Consider the following 21,792-nt stretch of genomic DNA (forward strand, 5'->3'; position numbering starts at 1 on the left):
GCTCACCTCACGCAACGTGCGCGGCGGTCGGCTCACCGACATCGCACTGGGCGGGCTGAACCACCAGATCGAGCACCACCTGTTCCCCAGCATGCCCAGCCCCAGCCTGCGCCGGGCGCGGACCATCGTCCAGCGCTACTGCGAGGACCTGGGCGTGGACTACGTGGAGACCGGGCTGATCACCTCCTACCGGCTGGCCCTCACCAGTCTCCATCAGGCAGGAGCACCGCTCCGGAGGACCCGGGTTCCCGCATAGGAGCGGGGCGTCCGGCGATCTCCGGGACGCCCCTGCTCATCACGCGCTCCTTTCGACGCACCGGGCCTGATCCGGTCCCCTTGCTCCGGTCCGGCCGTGCCTACTTTTCCCGCCTCAGCGCTCTCCGGATGAGCAAGAAGGCCGCAACAACGACCAGGGCGATCCCGATGAGGATCAGCATCGCCCCGAGGACGATCAGGACCGTCCCGACCAGGATCAACATCGCCCCCAGCAGGATCAATATCGTCCCGATGACGAGAAGAAACGCCGCGAGGACGGTCATGGCTGCCTCCTGCCCCCACTCGACTCTGACTCCTCCTCGTCCGCTTTGTAAACAATTCCGGATGAAATGGTGCAATGAGGCCTACGATGGCGGGAGGTCCCGCTTCTGCCCAAGCCTTGCGTGGCGAGGGGCGCTTGGGACGACATGCCGCCCATGGCGCGATCGGCTCGCCATCACCCCGGGACGAAGGGAAGCGAGCAGCGATGACGGACGGTGGGCGGCAGCCGGACAGGGCCGGGGTGGACCGGTCGGAGGGGTTCGGCGAACGACTGCTGGGTGTGCTGCTGGACCGTGCCCACGAGATGCCGCCGGACCTGATCGCCCCACTTGTCGCGGAGGAGGTGGCCAAGGTCGGGGGGCGGGAGGTCTCCATCCTGCTGCAGGACTACGAACAGGTGCTGTTGGTGCCGCTGCCGGGCCGGAGGCTGAAGGTCGGCGGCCCCGAGCCGGTCGAGAACTCCCCCGCCGGCGAGGCGTTCCTGAGCCTCAGAACGGTGGAGGTGCCGCAGGGCGCCAGCGTGCGGATGTATCTGCCACTGCTGGACGGCAGCGACCAGATCGGGGTCATGGCCGTCACCCTGGACAGCGTCGATGACGACGACCGGCGGCTGCTGCGGAGACTCGCCGGTCTGGTCGCGGACATGATCGTCACCAAGGACGCCTACACCGACCTGTTCTTCCAGGCCCGCCGCAGCGCCCCGATGAGCGTGGCCGCGGAGATCCAGTGGTCGTTGCTGCCCCCGCTGTCGATGACCGTTCCGCAGGTCGAGGTGGCCGGAATCCTGGAGCCCGCCTACGACGTGGCCGGCGACAGCTTCGACTACGCCCTGAACGGCGACATCCTGCATGTGGCCATGCTCGACGCGATGGGCCACGGGCTGGACGCGGCGACCATGGCGACGGTGGCCGTCGGCGCCTATCGCCACACGCGACGGTCCCACACCGACCTGTCCCAGGTGTACGCGTTCATGGACCGGGCCATCAACGACCAGTTCGGCCTCGATCACTTCGTCACCGCACAGATGATGATCCTGAACATCACCACGGGCCGGCTGCAGTGGGTCAACGCCGGCCACCCGGCTCCGTTCCTGATCCGTGACCGCGCCGTGGTGGACCGGCTGGAGAGTCCCACCACGCTGCCCGTCGGCTTCGGAGGCGAGGATCCGGTGGTCAGCGAGCGGATGCTGCACCCAGGCGACCGGTTGCTGTGCTTCACCGACGGTCTGATCGAGGAGCACCAGGCCGGCGGGCAGCAGTTCGGCGAGGAGCAGCTCATCGAGTGGACCAACCGGATCCTCCGCGACCGCACCGAGGTACGGGCGGTGGTGCGGGCGCTCTCGCACGCCCTGAAACACGAACGGGGCGGCACCACGACCGACGACGCCACCATCCTCCTCGTCGAGTGGCGAGGCGGCGGCGCCGATCACCTCACCGCCCTCGACTGAGCCTCCTCGGGAGACTGACGTGATGGCGTCGGGCCGGTGGGGAGCTCGTGGACCAGGAAACCGGAGCCGGTGATCTCGATGATGCGGGCCATGATCGGCGGCGGATGGTGCAGCCGGAGGATCATGCCGGCTTCGGCGGCGAGCCCCGATGCCGTGAGGAAGACGTTGAGTCCGCTGGCGTCGCAGAAGGTGACTCCCGTGAGATCGACGTCCGTGATGCCCGTACCGTCGTTCAGGCGCTCGGCCAGTGCGGCCCGTACGAGCGGGGCGGTGGCCAGGTCGATCTCACCTGCGAGGGTGATCAGCGTGCGGGTGGTGTGGTCGTGCCGGTGGACGTTCAGCCGTGGAAGGGGCATGCCGGCCTGCGGACACCGGACGCGGGTGGGCCCCGGCCTGTCGTGTGCGTGGCTGCGGCCGGGGTCCCGGATTGCGGGTTGTGCTGTCGGTGCGGTCAGTTCCGCTCGTCGGGTGACGGGCCGGGCGAACCTGCCGGAAGGGTGGGGCTCGCTCCTTCACGGGCGCGCGGGCGGAGCCGTCCGCGTACGCCGGGCCTGGGCCGGTCGGGGCGGCCGGTGCCGCTCGTCTCCGCCCTGCCGCGGGTCCTGCGCCGAGCCGACGGAGCCGGTCCCGCGACAGGCATCCCGGTGTGGCCGTAGTGGATGGCGGCCATGCGGTCGCCGTGCTGTGAGTTCAGCAGGCGGATGAGGAGCGCCCCGACCACGATCAGTCCGAGGATCACGGCCACGGTCACGAAGGTCTCCATCATCCTCACCTTCCCATCGGTTGCTGCGGCACCGCGCCGGTCATGGCCGGCACCCGTGGAGGTGCGGCCGAGTCGCGGGACTTGTGCCCTCCTTCGGAGTCCCAGACCGCTTCCACGGCCCGGTCGGCGTCGCGCAGCGTCCGCAGGCGCGCCGCCTCCTCCATCAGCCGGCTCGCGGTCGACATGCCGTGCGGGTCACTGGCGGCGGCCATCAGCCAGGCGGCCGAGTCGGGAGCCGTCTGCGGCGGGACGACCAAGAGGTTCCAGCGGCCCACGTGGTAGGAGAACAACAGCAGTTCATGCGGGTCCTGCTCGTCCCGGAACCAGCCCACGTTCACCACGTGCCCGGCGACGGGCACCTTGCGCGGGATGACCGGCCACTGGGCGGGATTCACCGTGATCCGGGTGATCCGCCCCCACCGCGGATCCAGTACAGCGGTCAGGGACGGGAGTTCCGCCCCGAGATCGCGGGAGCGGGGCCACCAGGCGCCGTCCAGCAAAGCCGGCGCGGAGCCGGTGGGAGCCAGCGACAGACGCAGAGAAAGCGAGGAGAGCCGGTCATCGGCTTCGGTCGTCGGCGGGCGGGAAATGGTCGCCATCATGACGCGAACCCTGCCCCGGGCCGGCCGAGGTCGGCCCGGAATATTGAATCGCCGAAAACGACACGAGCCTGAAAGCCGGTGCGCGAAATACTCTCGGTAAATCCAGCGTACTCCTCGAACAGGCCCGACGGACCGTACGGACAAAGGAGGAACGGTCCCATGCGCCCCTCCCCGGAACCGTCGTCCCTCAGGCAACGATTCCTGATGCCGACGGATCAAGGGACAGCTGGGGCCCTCCAGCTGAAGTGGGAGCTGACCGGCCGCGGTTGGGCGCGGTGCCACCTGGCTGATGACTCTCAGACGGCATCGGTGATCGCCAGTTGCTGCACTGACGCGTTGGCGGACCTCGTAGCAGGCGCAGTCGAGCTGTATGGGCAGCGGCGTTCAGTCCGGTTCTTCTTCGATCTGCCCCACGACCTCCCGTGCCGCCTGTAGGGGCACGGCGTGGCGTCTGATTTATGTCTCATGGAGCCCCGCACACGCCCCGCGAGGACGGCGATGCGTGATCAGCTTGGGATGTGGAGACCATCATCGCCAGCGGCATAGCCGTCCTGGGAACGCTGCTCGGTTCGGGGATCACCCTCGCGTTCCAGCTGCGTACCGCCGACAGGAGTCACGAGTTCACCCGTCAGGAGAAGCTGCGACAAGAACGACTCGATGCCTACTCCGCCTACGCCGGCACATTGGTCAACTACCGCCGCTGCCTGGTTCACCTCTATTTCTGCGAGCACGAACAGCCCCCACCGGAGGACCCCGACACGGTACGGATCCGTGCCTACGACCTACGCTCCAACGCCCAAGAGGCACTGTTTCGAGTACAGATGCTCACTGAGGACGAGCCGCTGAGCCAGGCCGCGGAAGACGTGCTCACCAACGTTACGGCGCTGTCCAAGACCGACAGCAGAACAGAACTCGACGATGCCAGGGCACGGACCCGTGACGACATCGGCCGACTGGTCAGAGCAGCCAAGCAGCACCTCTAGCGCCCCAGGTCGAGCGCGGAACACCGGGGAATCACGGTGAAAGCAACCGACAGGTGTCCGGTGTCCGCAGTTGCACAGGTCAGAGCTCGGTGCTCGCTGCCTCACGGGCCGGCCGGTGCCTTTTCCTCAGGCAGCAGGCACCAGTACATGTGCCCGGCCAGAAAGCCATCCAGCTCAATCGCAGCGAGCCACAGGCGGTAGTCGCTCATCGGCACAGCCTGCCACCCGCCGTCCCAAGGACGGGGCGGTGGACGCCAGTTGCCGCTACCTGCCTCGCCGGGCGACCACAGTCTGCGTATGGTCTGCGTCGCAGACGAGTTGGACGACGGCGCTGGCCGGGTGGGGGCATGGGACGGTGAGCAGGAGACGCTACGTTGCCAGGGGCGTGCCAGGTGGCTACCGAATGTGGGACAACCGCGGACGCCGATGGTGGTGCGATCTCTACGAGTTGTGCCCTGACGATCTCCTGGCCGAACTCAACGGCCAGGCGGACCAGGCCCGGATCACCGCGCTGATGAAGCGCTACAGAGCACAGAAGCGATAGTTCCCGCCGAGCACTCGACGCGACGCACGCACCACCAGCGCATCGGATGGGACGGGGAACAGCGCAGGCTGCGCTGAGCCATCACACCCGCGCCACCGGTAGGACTGGGCGCGGTGGAGCAGTTCGCGGATCCGGCCGCGCCCCGTTATTCGGTGGCGGGACCGCCCCGCCCGGTCCACCATGCCCGCATGGTCTCAGGTGAGCACACCGGCGAAGCAGTGGCGCCGGCAACGTCGGACACGGCCCGGTGGACGCAGGCGACCGTCTACCCCGACATGTGGGTCGACCCCGACGACGACCCCCGCGAGACCGATGCCCAACCGGTCGGCGAACGCGGCATCCTCCTCGACCATCTGCGCGGCTACCGCCTCACCCTGGAGATGAAGTGCGCGGGCCTGGACGCCGAGCAGATGGCCCGGCGGTCCGTCCCGCCGTCCACGATGTCCCTGCTCGGGCTGGTGCGGCACCTGACGGAGGAGGAGCGGCAAGTTCGCCGGGTGATGGCCGGTGAGGACGCGCCGAAGCTGTACCGCACGCAGGGGGACCGGGACGGTGACTTCAACGGTGCCGTCGCCGACCCGGCCGTCGTGGACGCGGCCTGGCGGCAGTGGCGTACCGAGGTCGAGCGCACCGACCGCTACCTGGCCGGCGTCACCGACCTCGCCACCACCAACGCCGGCCACTCCGACTTCGGACCCGAACCCGGCGGACAGATCCCGCTCCGCGACATCCTGGTCGCCCTGATCGCGGAGTACGCACGGCACTGCGGCCACGCCGACCTCCTGCGCGAACGGATCGACGGCCGCGTCGGGCAGTGAGTGCCCCCAGCACCCTCGGGCACCCCGTCCGGCACGCCCCGAGCCGCTGACGAAAAAGCCGACCCAAAAAACTTTGGCGGCGATGTCGAGATCCCGCGTCCCGCTCCGTCCCCGGGGTGAAGGCGGCCAAGATGGGTCGCATCAGGACCGAGGAGAACCACGATGGCCAAGTACCTGCTTCTGAAGCACTACCGCGGCGCCCCGGCGGCGGTCAACGACGTGCCCATGGACCAGTGGACGCCGGAGGAGATCTCGGCGCACGTGCGGTACATGGGCGACTTCGCGGCCCGGCTCGAGAAGACCGGCGAGTTCGTCGACGGCCAGGCGCTGGCCCCCGAGGGGACGTTCGTCCGGTACGACGGTGAGGGGCGCCCGCCGGTCACCGACGGCCCCTTCGCCGAGACCAAGGACCTCATCGCCGGCTGGATGGTGATCGACGTCGACAGCTACGAGCGTGCTGTCGAGCTGGCCGGGGAACTGTCCGCCGCCCCCGGGGCGGGTGGCAAGCCGATCCACGAGTGGCTCGAGCTGCGCCCGTTCCTGGCCGCGTCGCCCACCATCACGGAGTGCCCTCACGGATGAACGAGGCACTGCTGAGGAGCCTCACGCCGAGCGTGCTCGGGATCCTTGTCCGCCGCGGAGCAGACTTCGCGGCGGCCGAGGACGCCGTACAGGACGCGCTGGTCGAGGCAATCCGCGTCTGGCCGGCCGACCCGCCGCGGGACGCGAAGGGCTGGCTGGTCACCGTCGCCTGGCGCAAGTTCCTCGACCAGACGCGGTCGGACAGCGCCCGTCGCCGGCGTGAGGACCTCGTCGACGAGGAGCCGCCGCCCGGTCCCACGCCCGACGTGGACGACACGCTCCAGCTCTACTTCCTGTGCACCCATCCCTCGCTGACGCCGTCGTCCGCGGTCGCGCTCACACTGCGTGCCGTCGGCGGGCTCACCACCCGGCAGATCGCCCAGGCCTACCTGGTGCCCGAGGCGACCATGGCGCAGCGCATCAGCCGGGCCAAGCGCACCGTCTCGGGTGTGCGGTTCGACCAGCCCGGCGATGTCGCCACCGTGCTGCGCGTGCTCTACCTGGTTTTCAACGAGGGCTACTCGGGCGACGTCGACCTCGCCGCCGAGGCCATCCGGCTCACCCGGCAGCTCGCGGCCGCGATCGACCACCCGGAGGCGGCGGGGCTGCTCGCGCTCATGCTGCTCCACCACGCCCGGCGCGCCGGCCGGACCGCGCCCGACGGGAGCCTGGTGCCGCTGGCCGAGCAGGACCGCCGCCGGTGGGACACCGCGTCGATCGCCGAGGGTGTCGGGATCCTCCAGGCGGCCCTCGCCCGCGACCGGCTGGGGGAGTTCCAGGTGCAGGCCGCCATCGCGGCGCTGCACGCCGACGCGCCCACCGCGGAGGAGACGGACTGGGTGCAGATCGTCGAGTGGTACGACGAGCTCACCCGTCTGACCGACAGCCCGGTCGTGCGCCTCAACCGCGCGGTGGCCGTCGGCGAGGCCGACGGGCCGCGCGCCGGACTGGCGGCGCTCGCGGAACTGGACGACTCCCTGCCCCGCCACACCGCGGTGGCGGCCTACCTCCACGAACGCGACGGCGACCTGGAAGCGGCGGCCCGCCTGTACGCCGAGGCGGCCCACAAGGCCCCCAACCTCGCCGAACGCCACTACCTGACCCGCCAGGCGGCCCGCCTGAATGCCGGCCGGGGCCGCTGACGGGCCGCACACGTCAGGTCGTCCCTCAGGTCAGCGCACGGTCAACGGCACCGGGTGCACCTCGTCCGCCTTGTGCCCGGCGCGCTCGTGAATGCGCTGGACCGCTTCGGCCGAGGGGGCCTCGGAGAGGCAGTAGACGTGGCCGGACTCCGGGTCCGCCCAGGCCATCCTGAAGTGGACCTGCTCGTCCTTCTCTATCGCGAGGTCGGCGTTGTGGGCTTCACGCAGCTGTTCCTCCGTGATGCCTTCCATGCCGCGATGGACATCCATGAACTGGGGCATGTCGCGCGCCTCCTTCCCGGCACGGCACCGGCCGGCGCCGCATTGCCTACCTCTCATGCTCCGCCCGTACGGCCACCCGGGCGACCCCAGGCCGTACGACCCGACGCCGTGGGGCCCCGGCGACACCGCCGGGGCCCCACAGGTCGTACGCACAACGCCGTGCCGGTGTCAGCCGCACTGGCAGGGGCTGCCCGACTGGCAGCCGCAGCCGCAGCCCGAGCCGCAGCCGCACGCGGCGATCAGGGGCAGGCTCCTGATCTCGGCGGGCTGCTCGGTCTCGCGCTGCCGGGCGGGGTCGGGCGTCGTGCTGGGGGATTCGGCCATGGGTCCCTCCTCGAGGCTGGTGCCTGTGCCCATTGGATGCCCGTTCCGCTGGGCGCATCAACGGCGCACTGAGGCGCCCGCGCGCCCCAGCCGATCCCAGCAGAGTCCCAACCGACCCACAGCCGGCCCCGGCCAGTACCCGACCCCCGCCCCCGACGAGGCCCGCCAGGCGCTCTGAGCCCCCGGCACGGCCGTCGGGCTCAGGCGCTCTCCGCCCCCGGAACCGCCTGGATCTCCGGCTGCGTGTCCGTCTGGAGCTCGTCCGCGTGCTCACCCGTCACCAGGTACACCACGCGCTTGGCGACCGACACCGCGTGGTCGGCGAACCGCTCGTAGTAGCGGCCGAGCAGCGTGACGTCCACGGCCGTCTCGATGCCGTGCTTCCAGCGGTCGTCCATCAGGTGCTGGAACAGCGTGCGGTGCAGCAGGTCCATCTCGTCGTCGTCCTGCTCCAGCTGGAGCGCCAGGTCGACGTCCTTGGTGATGATCACCTCGGCGGCCTTGGCCATCAGGCGCTGTGCGAGCTGGCCCATCTCCAGGATGGTGGCGTGCAGGTCGCTCGGGACCGCGCGGTCCGGGTAGCGCAGGCGCGCGAGCTTCGCCACGTGCTGGGCGAGGTCGCCGGAGCGCTCCAGGTCGGCCGACATCCGCAGCGACGTGACGACGATCCGCAGGTCCGTCGCCACCGGCTGCTGCCGCGCCAGCAGGGCTATGGCCTTGGCCTCCAGGTCGTGCTGGAGCTCGTCGACCTTCTGGTCGGCCTCGATGACGTTCTCGGCCAGCTTCAGGTCGGAGTCGAGCATGGCGGTCGTGGCGCGCCCGATCGCCGAGCCGACCAGCCGGGCCATCTCCACCAGACCGTCGCCGATCGAGTCCAGTTCCTCGTGGTACGCGTCCCGCATCAGGCTTCCCTCTCGTACGTCTCAGTCGGGGGTCCAAGGGCCGGGGCCCACCGGACAACCGGCGGTACGACCGTCGTATTACCAACGGTCCGAACCCCACGCTCCCACGTTCGGGCCCGTACGCGTCCGTTTCCGTCATCCCAAATGAACCAATACTGGCTCCAAGGTGAACTCTGGGCGACGAGTGTTCGAGCTCGCACCCCGACGGCTGTGGAGGGTGCCCGAGCCATGCCTAACCTGGGTGCATGGACGTGAACGCGGCGGTTGCCGCAGCGGCAGCGATCGCCGGGGTGCTCACCGGCGTCATCGCCATGCTCGCGTTCCGCTGGAGTGAGCGCGAGCAGAAGCGCCCCACCCGTAGCTCACTGCACACGGACGCGGTGCTTCCGCCGGGCGTGGACACGGTCCTGTCGGTCCTCAGGTCGTCTGCGGTCGTCCTCGACGAGGCGGACGCCGTGGTCAAGGCCAGCTCGGCGGCGTACGCCCTGGGTCTGGTCCGCGGCGGCAAGCTCGCCGTCGAGCCGATGATGCAGATGGCCCGGGACACCCGGCGGGACGGCGAGATACGCCAGGTCGAACTGGACCTGCCACGGCGCGGCACCGGACGCGGAGAGGCCCTGGCCGTCTCCGCGCGGGTCGCGCCGCTCGGCTCCCGGCTGGTGCTGCTGCTCGTGGAGGACCTGACCGAGGCCCGCCGCATCGAGGCGGTCCGGCGCGACTTCGTCGCCAACGTGAGCCATGAGCTGAAGACGCCCGTGGGTGCCCTCTCGCTGCTGTCCGAGGCCGTGATGGACGCCTCCGAGGACCCCGAGGCCGTCGAGCGGTTCGCCGGGCGCATGCAGATCGAGGCCACCCGGCTCACCAGCCTGGTGCAGGAGCTCATCGACCTGTCGCGGGTGCAGAACGACGACCCGCTGGAGGACGCCGAGCCGGTCCGCGTCGACGAGCTCGTCGCCGAGGCCATTGACCGCTGCCGGCACCAGGCCGGCACCAAACAGATCACCATGGCCGCGGGCGGTGCCGCCGAGCTGCACGTGTGGGGAAACCGCGGCCAGCTCGCCGCCGCGCTCGGCAACCTCGTCGAGAACGCGGTCAACTACTCGCCCGCCCGCACCCGCGTCGGCATAGCGGCCCGTAGTGTGAACGCGCCCGGCGGGGATCACATCGAGATCGCCGTGACCGACCAGGGCATCGGCATCTCCGACAAGGACAAGGAGCGCATCTTCGAGCGCTTCTACCGCGTCGACCCGGCCCGCTCCCGTGCCACCGGCGGTACGGGACTCGGGCTGGCGATCGTGAAGCACGTGGCCGCCTCGCACGGCGGGGAGGTCACGGTGTGGAGCGCCGAAGGCCAGGGCTCCACCTTCACCCTGCGGCTGCCGGAGGCCGGTGCGGCCCGCGACCGCGCACATCAGCAGCCCGCCCGAGAGACACGCGCAGGAGGCGCGGGCCTCGACGTGGAGGCCGGGCGGTCCACCCCCACATCCCCCGAATCAACAGCGTACGAAACGCTTCCCGCCCCGGAGGTCCTTCCGTGACCCGTGTGCTCGTCGTCGAGGACGAGGAGTCCTTCTCCGACGCCCTGTCGTACATGCTCCGCAAAGAGGGCTTCGAGGTCGCGGTCGCGACCACCGGGCCCGACGGACTCGACGAGTTCGAGCGCAACGGCGCCGACCTCGTCCTTCTCGACCTGATGCTGCCCGGCCTGCCGGGCACCGAGGTGTGCCGCCAGCTGCGCGGCCGCTCCAACGTCCCCGTCATCATGGTGACCGCCAAGGACAGTGAGATCGACAAGGTCGTCGGGCTGGAGATAGGAGCCGACGACTACGTCACCAAGCCGTTCTCATCGCGCGAGCTGGTCGCGCGCATCCGTGCCGTGCTGCGCCGCCGCGGCGAGCCCGAGGAGGTCACTCCGGCGGCCCTGGAGGCAGGTCCGGTCCGCATGGACGTCGACCGGCACGTGGTCACCGTCGGCGGCACCAAGATCGACCTGCCGCTGAAGGAGTTCGACCTGCTGGAGATGCTGCTGCGCAACGCCGGCCGCGTGCTGACGCGCATGCAGCTCATCGACCGCGTCTGGGGCGCCGACTACGTCGGGGACACCAAGACCCTCGACGTCCACGTCAAGCGCCTGCGCGCCAAGATCGAGCCGGACCCGGGAGCGCCGCGCTACCTGGTGACGGTCCGCGGCCTCGGCTACAAGTTCGAGCCGTAGACCGGCCGCGCACCACGGCAGCACGAAGGGCGGGCCCTCTCCCTGGAGAGGGCCCGCCCTTGTGTTCTACGACTGCTCAGTGCCCGGTGCTCGCGCTCGCCGACGCGGCGTCGGTCGGCGTGCCGGACGCCTCGTGGCCACCCGGCGTCCCACCGCCCGCGGGGCTCTCCGGCGCGCCCGACCCACCCTCGGCAGGAGAGCCGGACGGCGACCCGGACGGGGACGACGAGGCACCCGGCGCGGCCGGGACCTCGGTCGGGCCCCACTCCTTGAAGTGGTGCTCGGCGGGGACGACGAACGCGCGCAGGCTCACGGCACCCGTCTTGCTGAAGGTGAAGGTGACCTTCTGGGCGTTGCCGTCCTGCACGGCCTCACGGCTGCTCGGGAGCATCGCCGTGGCGTTGTCCTTGCCGCCCACGATCAGCGAGCCGCCGGGCGGGATGCTGAGGCTGCCGCCCTTGGCGGGCTTGAGCTCGGCGGTCTTGCCGGTGCCGGGGAGGGTGATGGACTCCAGCGTCTCGGCACTGCTGCCGGAGTTGAAGAACGTCGCGGAGATCGCGGCCGGGCCGGTCGACTCGCGGTCGGGCTGCGTGATCACGATCGCGTTCTGGACCTTGATGTCACCGACGCTCGTGGCCGCGTTGTCCGGCTGGATCTCCAGGGTCTGGGCGTTGTTGCCGGCGCCGCACGCGGTGAGCGAGGCGATCGAGAACGCGATGACGGCGGCGGCGAGGGCACCGCTTCGAAGGCTGCTGCTCACGGCGGCGGCAACTCCTTGACTCGAGCGGAGCGGCCGATAAAGCCGCCCTAAGTGTCTGTCAGCGGGCCTTAGGTTACCGAGCCGCCCTGGTCCGGCCGCACCCGACCCCCCGGCACCGCTGGTCCCACCTGAGTCACGCGAGTCTCCGGCGTCACATTGGCGTGGTGCTCGTCCGGCATTCACATAAGAGTCCCGGGCGGTGCCGCGAAATTTCCGTGAAGGAATGTGCGGAGCCCTCGGAATTGATCACCCGGCGGGCCGTCGGCACGGCTCGTGATCAATTCCGGATTCGACCGGAACCCGGCTCGGGCCTCCGAACGGAGTAGCGGAAGTCGATCATACGGAACCGGACATATGGGGATGTTAGCCCTTCTGGAGGATGCTCCGGATGCGTGTAACGTACGCGTTTCGCTCCCCCCGGAGAGCCGCTCTCACCTGCGAATACCTTCTTCCACTCCCTGTCCGAAGCACGTTCCTGTCGGAGTTGTCAAGCCCCGAGATATGCCCTGACCTGCGAAAACGCCATTCAGAACCCGCAGTTTCCGTGTTACCCTGGATAGCCACGGAAGGGGTACCTGTCACATGACGTTCAAGGTTGGCGACACCGTGGTCTATCCCCATCACGGGGCCGCGCTGATCGAGGCTATCGAAACTCGCCAGATCAAAGGCGTGGACAAGACCTACTTGGTGCTGAAGGTCGCCCAGGGCGACCTGACGGTACGTGTGCCAGCGGACAATGCGGAGTTCGTCGGCGTGCGTGATGTGGTCGGTCAGGACGGGCTGGACCGGGTCTTCGAGGTGCTGCGCGCGCCGTACGCCGAGGAGCCCACGAACTGGTCCCGTCGTTACAAGGCAAACCTGGAGAAGCTCGCCTCGGGCGATGTCATCAAGGTCGCGGAAGTGGTGCGTGACCTGTGGCGTCGTGAGCGCGAGCGCGGACTCTCCGCCGGTGAGAAGCGCATGCTCGCCAAGGCCCGCCAGATTCTGGTGAGCGAGCTGGCCCTCGCGGAGAACACCAACGAGGACAAGGCCGAAGCCCTGCTCGACGAGGTTCTCGCCTCCTGAGGCGAAGCCGGTCGCTCAGCGCTGTGCGTATCAAGCGCGCGCCTGCACATCGAAATGCCGCGGTGCCCGATGACGAATTCCTTGTCGCCGGGCGCTGCGGCATGTTCGCACTCCGGCGCCGATGCGCCGTCACCCCGGGGTGTGTTGTCACTCACGCCCCGGTGCCGATGTGCCGGGCCCGGGCAGCCGGCTCGACCAGCGTCACGGAAGGGTCCGGTCGAGCGCGTCGCGCCCGGCACTCCTCCAGGCCATACCCACGCCAGGCCAGCACACAAACCTGACAGGAACCGATGTCTGACGATTCGCGTCCAACGCCGTCCGCCGCCCCCTCCGCGGCCCGTACGGCGGCCGTGATCCCGGCCGCCGGCCGGGGTGTACGGCTCGGCCCGGGCGTCCCCAAGGCGCTCCGCGCGCTGGGCGGCACCCCCATGCTCATCCACGCGGTCCGCGCGATGGCCGCCTCCCGCGCCGTCTCCCTGGTCGTCGTCGTGGCCCCGCCCGACGGTGCCGCCGAGGTCAGGTCGCTGCTCGACGCCCACGCGCTGCCCGAGCGGACGGACTTCCTCGTCGTCCCGGGCGGGCAGAGCCGACAGGAGTCCGTGAGGCTCGGCCTGGACGTGCTGCCGCCCGGCCACGACATCGTGCTGGTCCACGACGCGGCCCGGCCGCTGGTCCCGGTGGACACGGTCGACGCGGTGATCGAGGCCGTACGGGACGGTGCCCCGGCCGTGGTGCCGGCACTGCCGCTCGCCGACACCGTCAAGCAGGTCGAGCCCGCCGGCACCCCCGGCGAGCCGGAGCCGGTCGTCGCCACGCCGGAACGCGCCCTGCTGCGGGCCGTGCAGACCCCGCAGGGCTTCGACCGGGCCACGCTGGTCCGGGCGCACGAGACGGTGACCGGCGAGGTCACCGACGACGCCGGCATGGTCGAGAAGCTCGGCCTCACCGTCGTGGCCGTCCCCGGCCACGAGGAGGCGTTCAAGGTCACCCGTCCCCTCGACCTGGTCCTCGCGGAGGCGGTCCTGGCCCGCAGGAGGCTCAACGATGGCTTCTGAGGCACCTGACGTCCGGCTGCGGCCGGACGGGTTCCCGCTCCCGCAGGTCGGCATCGGCACCGACATCCACGCCTTCGAGGAAGGCCGCGAGCTGTGGTGCGCCGGTCTGAAGTGGGAGGGCGAGGGCCCGGGCCTGGCCGGCCATTCCGACGCGGACGTCGTCGCCCACGCCGCCTGCAACGCCCTCTTCTCCGCCGCCGGCCTCGGCGACCTCGGGCAGCACTTCGGCACGGGCCGCCCCGAGTGGTCGGGCGCCTCCGGGGTCACCCTCCTGACGGAGGCCGCGCGCATCGTGCGCGAGGCGGGCTTCCGGATCGGCAACATCGCCGTACAGGTGGTGGGTCCCCGTCCGAAGATCGGCAAGCGCCGGGACGAGGCGCAGAAGCTCCTGTCGGAGGCGGCGGGAGCCCCGGTGTCGGTGTCCGGCGCGACCACGGACGGCCTGGGCTTCCCCGGACGCGAGGAGGGCCTGATGGCGGTGGCGACGGCCCTGGTGGTGCGCGCGGGCTGAGTGTCCCGGGCCGATCGGGGCCGCGCACTCCCCACGGCCCACTACCCTAGGAACCGTGACTATTCGCCTGTACGACACCAGCGCCCGGCAGATCCGTGACTTCTCCCCGCTCCAGCCGGGTTGCGTCTCGATCTACCTGTGCGGTGCCACCGTGCAGGCCGCCCCGCACATCGGGCACATCCGCTCCGGGCTGAACTTCGACATCATGCGCCGCTGGTTCGAGTACCGCGGCTACGACGTCACGTTCGTGCGGAACGTGACGGACATCGACGACAAGATCATCGCCAAGTCGGCCGACCGGAACCGCCCCTGGTGGGCCATCGGCTACGAGAACGAGCGCGCGTTCAACGACGGCTACCGCGCGCTCGGTTGCCTGCCCCCGACGTACGAGCCCCGGGCCACCGGCCACATCACCGAGATGGTCGAGATGATGCGCGGCCTCATCGAGCGCGGGCACGCCTACGTCGCCGACGGCAGCGTCTACTTCGACGTCCGCTCCTTCCCCGAGTACCTGGCACTGTCCAACCAGGACATCGACGACCTGCGCCAGCCTGACGAGGGCGTCTCGGGCAAGCGCGACCCGCGCGACTTCGCCATGTGGAAGGCCACCAAGCCCGGCGAGCCCGACTGGGAGACGCCCTGGGGCCGTGGCCGTCCCGGCTGGCACCTGGAGTGCTCGGCGATGGCGCACAAGTACCTCGGGAGCGCCTTCGACATCCACGGCGGCGGCCTGGACCTGGTCTTCCCGCACCACGAGAACGAGATCGCCCAGGCCAGGGCCTACGGCGACGACTTCGCGCGGTACTGGGTGCACAACGCCTGGGTCACCATGAGCGGCGAGAAGATGTCCAAGTCGCTCGGGAACTCGGTCCTGGTCAGCGAGATGGTCAAGCGCTGGCGTCCCATCGTGCTGCGCTACTACCTCGGCACCCCGCACTACCGCTCGATGATCGAGTACAGCGAGGAGGCGCTGCGCGAGGCCGAGTCGGCGTTCGCGCGGATCGAGGGCTTCGTGCAGCGCGTGGTGGAGAAGGCCGGCGTCGTCGAGCCCGCTCCCGAGGTGCCGCTCGCCTTCGCCGAGGCCATGGACGACGACCTGGGCGTGCCGCAGGCACTCGCCGTGGTGCACACCACCGTCCGGCAGGGCAACAGCGCACTGGCCGCCGACGACAAGGAAGCCGCCGTGGCCCGGCTCGCCGAGGTCCGCTCGATGCTCGGCGTGCTCGGCCTCGACCCGCTGGATCCGGGGTGGGCCGGGGAGGGCGACCGCGGCGACGACCTGCACGGTGTGGTCGACACGCTCGTCCGCATGGTCCTCGACCAGCGCGAGGCCGCCCGGGCACGCAAGGACTGGCCCACCGCGGACGCCATCCGCGACCAGCTGAGCCAGTCCGGCCTGGTCATCGAGGACAGCCCGCAGGGCCCGCGCTGGAGTCTCGGGCCGCGCTGAGACAAGCCCTACGGGCTGATCGATTGTGCCGCCCGGGCCTCCGGGCGGCACACTGCACAGACATGCAAGACGTGCACAGACGTACGTACGAATCACTTCACGGAGACGAGTAGCTCAATGGCCGCGAACAACCGCCGCATGTCCGGCAAGAAGGGCGCGCAGGTCGGCAGTGGCGGCCAGCGGCGCCGGGGCCTCGAGGGCAAGGGCCCGACCCCGCCCGCCGAGATGCGCAAGGGGCACAAGAAGAACCGCATCGTCAACGCCAAGGCGAAGCAGGCCGTACGCCGGCCCACGGCGCGTGGCCGCGGCGGCAAGGGCACGTCCGAGCTGGTCGTCGGACGCAACCCGGTCCTGGAGGCGCTGCGCGAGGGCGTCCCTGCCTCCACGCTCTACGTCCAGCAGTTCATCGACAACGACGAGCGGGTGCGCGAGGCCCTCCAGGTCGCCGCCGAGCGCGGTGGGATCAACCTCATGGAGGCCCCGCGTCCCGAGCTGGACCGGATGACCAACGGTCTCAACCACCAGGGTATGGTCCTCCAGGTCCCGCCGTACGAGTACGCCCACCCCGAGGACCTGGCGTCCGCCGCCTACGACGACGGCGTGGACCCGCTGATCGTCGCCCTCGACGGCGTCACGGACCCGCGCAACCTCGGCGCGGTCGTCCGCTCCGTCTCCGCCTTCGGCGGGCACGGCGTCGTCGTCCCCGAGCGCCGCGCGGCCGGTATGACGGCCGGTGCCTGGAAGACGTCCGCCGGTACGGCGGCCCGCACCCCGGTCGCCCGCGCCACCAACCTCACCCGGGCCCTGGAGGCGTACAAGAAGGCCGGCATCACGGTCGTCGGCCTGGCCGCCGACGGCGAGGCCGAGCTCGGCGAGCTTCAGGCGCTGGACGGCCCGGTCGTCATCGTCGTCGGCAGCGAGGGCAAGGGGCTGTCCCGGCTGGTCGGGGAGACCTGCGACCACCGGGTTCGGATCCCGATGCCGGGCGGCGCCGAGTCGCTCAACGCCGGTGTGGCGGCGGGGATCGTGCTGTACGAGGCGGCCCGCCGACGGCGCTGAACAGGCGTCCGGAATTTCACCCGCACGGGGTAATTTCGGTGCCATCAGGGCGACGGGGACAAGCTTGACGGGGTCCGGACAGATCCGGCGGGTCAAAGCAGTGTCCTAACCCGACGTCACTCGGTTAGATGAGTGTGGACACCAGAACACCCCGCACACCCACGGGGGACCGCTCGTCGGGACTCGACGACGCTCCCGCGCTGAGCATGGTGAAGGTGCCGAGCGACCCGGCGCAGGTCATCGTCAACCACGCGAGTTTTCGCGTGCAGTTGGGCGTCTCGACGCGTCGCGTCCAGTCCCCCCGGGTCGCACGGCATCTGACCGCCACCGAGGACACCGCCCGCATGCCCCTCGTGGGGGGCGAGGCGGACGGGGTCACCGCCCGCCGCCGGCCCGTCGTCTGGAGCGGCAGATCCGCCCCCGACGACACCGGCGCCCACCGCCTGCTGCAGGCCGTGCGGCACGAGAGCATCCGCCACGCCGACGAGCCCGCCTCCGGCGCCGGAGCCACCCAGGTCATCTCCCGTGTGGGCCCGGGCTACGACGGCCCCGGACACCAGGGCGCGGGCTACGGCGGCGCCGGCTACGAGGGCGACCTCGCCCAGACCGTCGAGACCCCGGTCGTCGGCCCCCAGCGCACCCACCGGCCCGCCGACGGCGCCCGGCTGCTGCCGCCGATGCGCACCGTCGGCAGCGCCTACGACGAACCGGCCTACGCGGACGGTGAGTTCGAGGAGTCCGCCACCGGCGCGGACGACACCGGTCGCCGGGCCAAGCGGCACGGCGACGACCCGGCCCGGCACGCCTACTACCCGGGCCGCCGGATGAACCTCGGCGTCGTGCTGCTCCCGCTGCGCGTCTTCCTCGGCTTCATCTCGATCTACGCCGGCATGGGCAAGCTGTGCGACCCCGTCTACTTCGACGGCGGCAAGCGCGGCTCCATGGTCAAGTGGCTCAACACCCTGCACCCGTGGGAAGTCGCCGAGCCGCTGCGCCAGTTCGCCCTCGAGCACCCGGTCGGCGCCGGTCTGGTCATCGCCTTCGCGCAGGTCATCGTCGGCGTCCTGACGGTCCTGGGCTGCTGGCAGCGCGTCGCTGCCTGTCTGGGCGCCCTGCTGTCGGCCGCGCTGCTGGTCACGGTCAGCTGGAAGAGCGTCCCCGCCTACGAGACCCCCGACATCATCTACCTCGCCGCCTGGTCCCCGCTGATCATCGCCGGCGCCCCCGTCTACTCCGTCGACGGACGCCTCGCCGGCAGTGCCTGGCGCCGCCTCGGCCCCCGCGCCGACATCTGGGACCTGCGACGCTATGTGCTGCGCCGCGGAGCCCTCGTCACCGCCATCGCCATCGGGATCACCCTGCTCGTCGGCTCGCTGCTCGGCGGTGCCGTGCGCGACGCCGACCGGGTCGTCGTCCCGGGGCCCGGCGAGGCCCCGCGCAACGAACTGCCCGGCTCCCCGCTCCCGGGTGAGCCCGGCAAGCGGCAGGACAAGCGGACCCCGTCGGCCTCCTCCTCGCCCACCCAGGGCGCCACGGCCGGCTCGGCCAGCCCCAGCGCGGGCACCACGACCAGGCCGGACGCCACCCGCGACACCGGCACCGTCACCGGCGGCTCGCCCAGCCAGACCCAGGGCACCGCGGGCCAGGCCCCGCCCCAGCAGTCCTCCCCGGCCGACCAGGCCCCGAGCACCACGACCGGCCCCACCTCCGGCGGCACGGCGACGGGCGGCACCGGCTCGACGGGCGGCTCGGGCAGCGGCGGCTCCTCCACCGGGCGCCCGGGCCTGGTGGGCGGCCTGCTGGGCTAGCCGACCCGGGCAGCGAAGGGGCCCCGCACCAGCTGGTGCGGGGCCCCTTCGAGCTGTGCCGAGAGCGGGCCGGGCTCTCAGCGCGCCAGGGCGGGTTCCCAGCGCGCCAGGGCCGGGCTCTCAGCGCGCCAGGGAGGCCAGTTCCTTGGCCGCCTCGGTCAGGTCCTTCGCCGTGTCGATGGCCCGCCAGTACGACCCCTGCGGGATCGTGAACCCGGCCAGGCGCCGCTCACGGGCCAGACGAGGAAACGTCGTCCGCTCATGGTCGCCCCGGTGCGGCAACAGCCCGGCGAACCCGGGGGAGAAGACGTACACGCCGGCGTTGATCTCGAAGGTCGACGGGGGCGCCTCGATGAAGTCGGTGATGCGCCCGAACCCGTCGGTCTGCACCGCCCCCCACGGCAGCCGGGGCCGCGCCAGCGCCAGCGTCGCGACGGCGTCCCGCTCGGCATGGAAGTCGGCCATGTCCCGCAGCGAGAACCGCGTCCAGATGTCGCCGTTCGTCGCGTACCAGGGCTGGTCGGGGTGGGGGAGATGCGCCGCGGCGTACTTGAGGCCGCCGCCGCGCCCGAGCGGCTCCGGTTCGACGACCGTCGTGACGGAGACGGGCAGCTCGGCCGTCTCCAGCCACCTCTGCAGCACCTCGGCGAGATGGCCGCAGGAGACCACGACGTCCGTCACACCCTCGTCGGCCAGCCAGGACAGCTGATGGCCGATGATCGGCGTCCCCGTCCCGGGGATCTCGACCATCGGCTTGGGCCGGTCGTCGGTGTACGGACGCAGCCGGGAGCCCTGGCCTCCGGCCAGAACGACGGCTTGAACGGGGCGGGACGCGGCGCTCGGATCGCTCATGAGAACGAACTGTACGTGGCGTCCCGCCCGGGACTGCGGCCGACGATCGTTCCGCCGTCAGCCGTCAAGGACTTCCCACCCGGTGGCAGGACGGTGCGCTCAGCTGTGCGCGGCGGCGACGCCGGTGGCGAAGGCGGTGTCGCAGACCGGGCGCGCGTAGGACTGGGCGCGGGTCGGGCCGTAGACCCGGACGGCGGCCTGGCCGAGGGCGCGGGCGATGGACGCGCAGTGCCTGGCCAGCGACGGGCGGCCGTTGACGGCCTGCTGGAGGTGGGTGAGGGCGACGCCCGGGTCCTCCTCCTGCAGCTCGGTCAGCAACTTGTCGCGCAGGATGTCCTGGGGGGCGCGCTTGGCGGCCCGTGGGCTGCCCACGGAGGTGTCTGCGGCGGTGAGCACCGGGTCGGTGGAGTTCCCCGACCAGTTGACTCGGGTGACCGCGAGGGTCCCGGAGAGCACCAGGACGACGGGCAGGACAAAAGCGAGGGTGCGGCCGATCCGGCGGGCGGGGCCCCGACCGCGTCGCGTCTGTTGGTTCATGGAGTGCTTCACGCGTGTGAGGGTAGCGCCCGGTAATGGTTTGTAGACATTTAGTCACCGGTTCGGGGGATGAGAAGGTGCCACTTTCTGGGTATGGCGTTGACGCACAGAGCTCGAAACGTCCGGTCTGCCGGGGTATTTGTCGACAACGGAAAGGGCCCCGCAGCGCGCTGCGGGGCCCTCTTCGTCAACCTGGGTGAATCACCCGGGGTTGTGCGTTTGCTGGTTGATCAGTCCGACAGGCGCGCACCGGTCGACGTCGAGAACACGTGGGTCTCGCCGGAGCGGGGCACAACGTGCAGCTGGCTGCCCTTCTCCGGGACGTCACGGCCGTTGACGCGGACGACGAGGTCCTTGGAGTCGTCGCCCACCTGGGCGGTGCCGTAGACGTACGCGTCGGCGCCGAGCTCCTCGACGACGTTGACGGTGACGGCGAGGCCCTGCTCGACGTCCGACACCTCGAAGTGCTCGGGGCGGACGCCCACGGTGACGGTCTTGTCGGTGGCGGCGGCGAGCGCGTCGCGCTGCACCGGCACGACCGACTTGCCGAACTTCACGCCGCCGTCGGTGATCGGCACCTCGACGAGGTTCATCGCCGGGGAGCCGATGAAGCCGGCCACGAAGAGGTTGGCGGGCCTGTCGTACATGTTGCGCGGGGTGTCGATCTGCTGGAGCAGACCGTCCTTGAGGACCGCCACACGGTCGCCCATCGTCATGGCCTCGACCTGGTCGTGGGTGACGTAGACGGTGGTGATGCCCAGGCGGCGCTGGAGCGAGGCGATCTGCGTACGCGTGGACACGCGGAGCTTGGCGTCCAGGTTGGACAGCGGCTCGTCCATGAGGAACACCTGCGGCTCACGGACGATGGCGCGGCCCATGGCGACACGCTGGCGCTGACCGCCGGAGAGGGCCTTGGGCTTGCGGTCCAGGTAGTCGGTGAGGTCGAGGATCTTCGCGGCCTCCTCGACCTTCTGCCGGATCTCCGCCTTGTTGACGCCGGCGATCTTGAGCGCGAAGCCCATGTTGTCGGCGACGGACATGTGCGGGTAGAGCGCGTAGTTCTGGAACACCATGGCGATGTCCCGGTCCTTGGGCGGCAGGTGCGTGACGTCGCGGTCACCGATGCGGATCGCTCCGCCGTTGACGTCCTCGAGCCCAGCGAGCATGCGGAGCGAGGTGGACTTGCCGCAGCCGGAGGGGCCGACGAGGACGAGGAACTCGCCGTCCTCGATGTCGATCTCCAGCGCGTCGACGGCGGGCTTGGTGGAACCCGGGTAGATCCGGGTCGCCTTGTCGAACGAGACAGTGGCCATGGTGAATGAACCCCTTCTACCGGCAGGAACGTGCCGGACGATCCGAGTAGGAAGGCGGTGCCACGACGGTGATTGCCGTTGTGGTGTAGTCCACGCGTGTGAACTGGCTCAGGACGGTACCCGGCGTTCACACGTATGTCAGTAGTTCCGGGCCTGTGAACTTCGCGGAAACTTTCGAAGCGGCACGTCATGGCTGCCCGTGGCGGTTTACCACGGCGTCATCGCACGGCACGGGCCCGAA

The 21,792-nt window shown here is 70.6% G+C and carries 26 protein-coding genes; 15 read left to right on the forward strand and 11 right to left on the reverse strand.

What is annotated here, in order from left to right; genetic code table 11:
* The coding region (locus IO24_RS0114485) for a fatty acid desaturase family protein (protein WP_031135735.1) at window positions 1-256 on the forward strand (256 nt) is incomplete at its 5' end.
* A gap of 100 nt (window positions 257-356) precedes the next feature.
* Here IO24_RS0114485 and IO24_RS0114490 read toward each other — a convergent pair.
* Window positions 357-539 (reverse strand): hypothetical protein, encoded by a 183-nt coding sequence (locus IO24_RS0114490; RefSeq protein ID WP_031135738.1) that lies wholly within the window; start codon window positions 537-539, stop codon window positions 357-359.
* 203 nt (window positions 540-742) lie between these two features.
* Between IO24_RS0114490 and IO24_RS0114495 the strand changes: the two genes are divergently transcribed.
* Window positions 743-1,984: a PP2C family protein-serine/threonine phosphatase gene (locus IO24_RS0114495; protein ID WP_031135740.1), complete on the forward strand. Its 1,242-nt coding sequence runs from the start codon at window positions 743-745 to the stop codon at window positions 1,982-1,984.
* Here the strand turns inward: IO24_RS0114495 and IO24_RS0114500 are convergent.
* The 3 genes from IO24_RS0114500 to IO24_RS0114510 form a co-directional block, all read right to left on the reverse strand.
* The gene (locus IO24_RS0114500) at window positions 1,963-2,340 is read right to left on the reverse strand and encodes an STAS domain-containing protein (RefSeq protein ID WP_031135742.1); all 378 of its coding nucleotides are present in this window, start codon (window positions 2,338-2,340) and stop codon (window positions 1,963-1,965) included. The genes IO24_RS0114495 and IO24_RS0114500 overlap by 22 nt on opposite strands.
* Before the next feature lie 95 nt (window positions 2,341-2,435).
* Complete coding sequence (locus tag IO24_RS0114505; RefSeq protein WP_051905910.1) at window positions 2,436-2,750, reverse strand: hypothetical protein; 315 nt, start codon at window positions 2,748-2,750, stop codon at window positions 2,436-2,438.
* A 2-nt stretch (window positions 2,751-2,752) separates the two neighbouring features.
* Window positions 2,753-3,349, reverse strand: a complete 597-nt coding sequence (locus IO24_RS0114510; protein ID WP_031135747.1) for a DUF5994 family protein — start codon at window positions 3,347-3,349, stop codon at window positions 2,753-2,755.
* Window positions 3,350-3,867: 518 nt separating this feature from the next.
* Between IO24_RS0114510 and IO24_RS0114520 the strand changes: the two genes are divergently transcribed.
* The 5 genes from IO24_RS0114520 to IO24_RS0114545 all read left to right on the forward strand — a co-directional run bounded on the left by IO24_RS0114520 (window position 3,868) and on the right by IO24_RS0114545 (window position 7,418).
* Window positions 3,868-4,332 carry a hypothetical protein gene (locus tag IO24_RS0114520; RefSeq protein ID WP_031135751.1) on the forward strand — a complete coding sequence of 155 codons (465 nt, stop codon included), beginning with the start codon at window positions 3,868-3,870 and terminating at the stop codon, window positions 4,330-4,332.
* 355 nt (window positions 4,333-4,687) lie between these two features.
* Window positions 4,688-4,876, forward strand: a complete 189-nt coding sequence (locus IO24_RS0114530; protein ID WP_031135753.1) for a hypothetical protein — start codon at window positions 4,688-4,690, stop codon at window positions 4,874-4,876.
* A gap of 188 nt (window positions 4,877-5,064) precedes the next feature.
* Window positions 5,065-5,694: a DinB family protein gene (locus IO24_RS0114535; RefSeq protein ID WP_045296162.1), complete on the forward strand. Its 630-nt coding sequence runs from the start codon at window positions 5,065-5,067 to the stop codon at window positions 5,692-5,694.
* 162 nt (window positions 5,695-5,856) lie between these two features.
* Window positions 5,857-6,276 (forward strand): YciI family protein, encoded by a 420-nt coding sequence (locus tag IO24_RS0114540; RefSeq protein ID WP_031135756.1) that lies wholly within the window; start codon window positions 5,857-5,859, stop codon window positions 6,274-6,276.
* Window positions 6,273-7,418, forward strand: a complete 1,146-nt coding sequence (locus tag IO24_RS0114545; protein ID WP_031135758.1) for an RNA polymerase sigma factor — start codon at window positions 6,273-6,275, stop codon at window positions 7,416-7,418. Before IO24_RS0114540 ends, IO24_RS0114545 begins: the two co-directional genes overlap by 4 nt.
* Before the next feature lie 30 nt (window positions 7,419-7,448).
* Here IO24_RS0114545 and IO24_RS0114550 read toward each other — a convergent pair whose 3' ends face one another.
* The 3 genes from IO24_RS0114550 to phoU form a co-directional block, all read right to left on the reverse strand.
* Complete coding sequence (locus IO24_RS0114550) at window positions 7,449-7,700, reverse strand: SCO4226 family nickel-binding protein (RefSeq protein ID WP_031135760.1); 252 nt, start codon at window positions 7,698-7,700, stop codon at window positions 7,449-7,451.
* Window positions 7,701-7,868: 168 nt separating this feature from the next.
* The gene (locus IO24_RS45640; protein WP_167345925.1) at window positions 7,869-8,024 is read right to left on the reverse strand and encodes a hypothetical protein; all 156 of its coding nucleotides are present in this window, start codon (window positions 8,022-8,024) and stop codon (window positions 7,869-7,871) included.
* 200 nt (window positions 8,025-8,224) lie between these two features.
* Entirely contained in the window at window positions 8,225-8,926 is a 702-nt protein-coding gene (gene phoU, locus IO24_RS0114560) for a phosphate signaling complex protein PhoU (protein ID WP_031135762.1), read from the reverse strand.
* A gap of 245 nt (window positions 8,927-9,171) precedes the next feature.
* Between phoU and phoR the strand changes: the two genes are divergently transcribed.
* On the forward strand, window positions 9,172-10,464 hold the full coding sequence (phoR, locus tag IO24_RS0114565) for a two-component system sensor histidine kinase PhoR (protein ID WP_031135764.1): 1,293 nt from the start codon (window positions 9,172-9,174) through the stop codon (window positions 10,462-10,464).
* Window positions 10,465-10,469: 5 nt separating this feature from the next.
* The gene (gene phoP / locus IO24_RS0114570) at window positions 10,470-11,141 is read left to right on the forward strand and encodes a two-component system response regulator PhoP (protein WP_020271862.1); all 672 of its coding nucleotides are present in this window, start codon (window positions 10,470-10,472) and stop codon (window positions 11,139-11,141) included.
* A 76-nt stretch (window positions 11,142-11,217) separates the two neighbouring features.
* Here phoP and IO24_RS0114575 read toward each other — a convergent pair whose 3' ends face one another.
* On the reverse strand, window positions 11,218-11,901 hold the full coding sequence (locus tag IO24_RS0114575) for a copper chaperone PCu(A)C domain-containing protein (protein WP_031135766.1): 684 nt from the start codon (window positions 11,899-11,901) through the stop codon (window positions 11,218-11,220).
* 582 nt (window positions 11,902-12,483) lie between these two features.
* Between IO24_RS0114575 and IO24_RS0114580 the strand changes: the two genes are divergently transcribed.
* From IO24_RS0114580 to IO24_RS0114605, 6 genes are all read left to right on the forward strand, one after another.
* A complete protein-coding gene (locus IO24_RS0114580) occupies window positions 12,484-12,966 on the forward strand; it encodes a CarD family transcriptional regulator (RefSeq protein WP_003953493.1) in 483 nt (160 codons plus the stop codon).
* A 290-nt stretch (window positions 12,967-13,256) separates the two neighbouring features.
* A complete protein-coding gene (gene ispD / locus IO24_RS0114585) occupies window positions 13,257-14,021 on the forward strand; it encodes a 2-C-methyl-D-erythritol 4-phosphate cytidylyltransferase (RefSeq protein ID WP_031135768.1) in 765 nt (254 codons plus the stop codon).
* Entirely contained in the window at window positions 14,011-14,532 is a 522-nt protein-coding gene (gene ispF / locus IO24_RS0114590) for a 2-C-methyl-D-erythritol 2,4-cyclodiphosphate synthase (protein ID WP_031135769.1), read from the forward strand. Before ispD ends, ispF begins: the two co-directional genes overlap by 11 nt.
* Before the next feature lie 55 nt (window positions 14,533-14,587).
* Window positions 14,588-15,982, forward strand: a complete 1,395-nt coding sequence (gene cysS, locus IO24_RS0114595; protein ID WP_031135771.1) for a cysteine--tRNA ligase — start codon at window positions 14,588-14,590, stop codon at window positions 15,980-15,982.
* Between the two features lie 117 nt (window positions 15,983-16,099).
* The gene (gene rlmB / locus IO24_RS0114600; protein WP_031135773.1) at window positions 16,100-17,041 is read left to right on the forward strand and encodes a 23S rRNA (guanosine(2251)-2'-O)-methyltransferase RlmB; all 942 of its coding nucleotides are present in this window, start codon (window positions 16,100-16,102) and stop codon (window positions 17,039-17,041) included.
* Window positions 17,042-17,169: 128 nt separating this feature from the next.
* Entirely contained in the window at window positions 17,170-18,849 is a 1,680-nt protein-coding gene (locus IO24_RS0114605) for a DoxX family protein (protein WP_031135775.1), read from the forward strand.
* 120 nt (window positions 18,850-18,969) lie between these two features.
* On the opposite strand, the gene IO24_RS0114610 is transcribed toward IO24_RS0114605, so the two are convergent.
* The 3 genes from IO24_RS0114610 to IO24_RS0114620 form a co-directional block, all read right to left on the reverse strand.
* A complete protein-coding gene (locus IO24_RS0114610) occupies window positions 18,970-19,701 on the reverse strand; it encodes a nucleotidyltransferase family protein (protein WP_031135776.1) in 732 nt (243 codons plus the stop codon).
* Between the two features lie 99 nt (window positions 19,702-19,800).
* Window positions 19,801-20,250: a hypothetical protein gene (locus tag IO24_RS0114615; protein ID WP_031135777.1), complete on the reverse strand. Its 450-nt coding sequence runs from the start codon at window positions 20,248-20,250 to the stop codon at window positions 19,801-19,803.
* Between the two features lie 218 nt (window positions 20,251-20,468).
* Window positions 20,469-21,551 carry an ABC transporter ATP-binding protein gene (locus IO24_RS0114620; RefSeq protein ID WP_031135780.1) on the reverse strand — a complete coding sequence of 361 codons (1,083 nt, stop codon included), beginning with the start codon at window positions 21,549-21,551 and terminating at the stop codon, window positions 20,469-20,471.
* Window positions 21,552-21,792 lie beyond the last annotated feature (241 nt).

Origin of the sequence: Streptomyces flavovariabilis, assembly GCF_000725785.1 — a bacterium.
In the GTDB taxonomy this organism is placed as follows: Bacteria; Actinomycetota; Actinomycetes; order Streptomycetales; family Streptomycetaceae; genus Streptomyces; species Streptomyces hawaiiensis.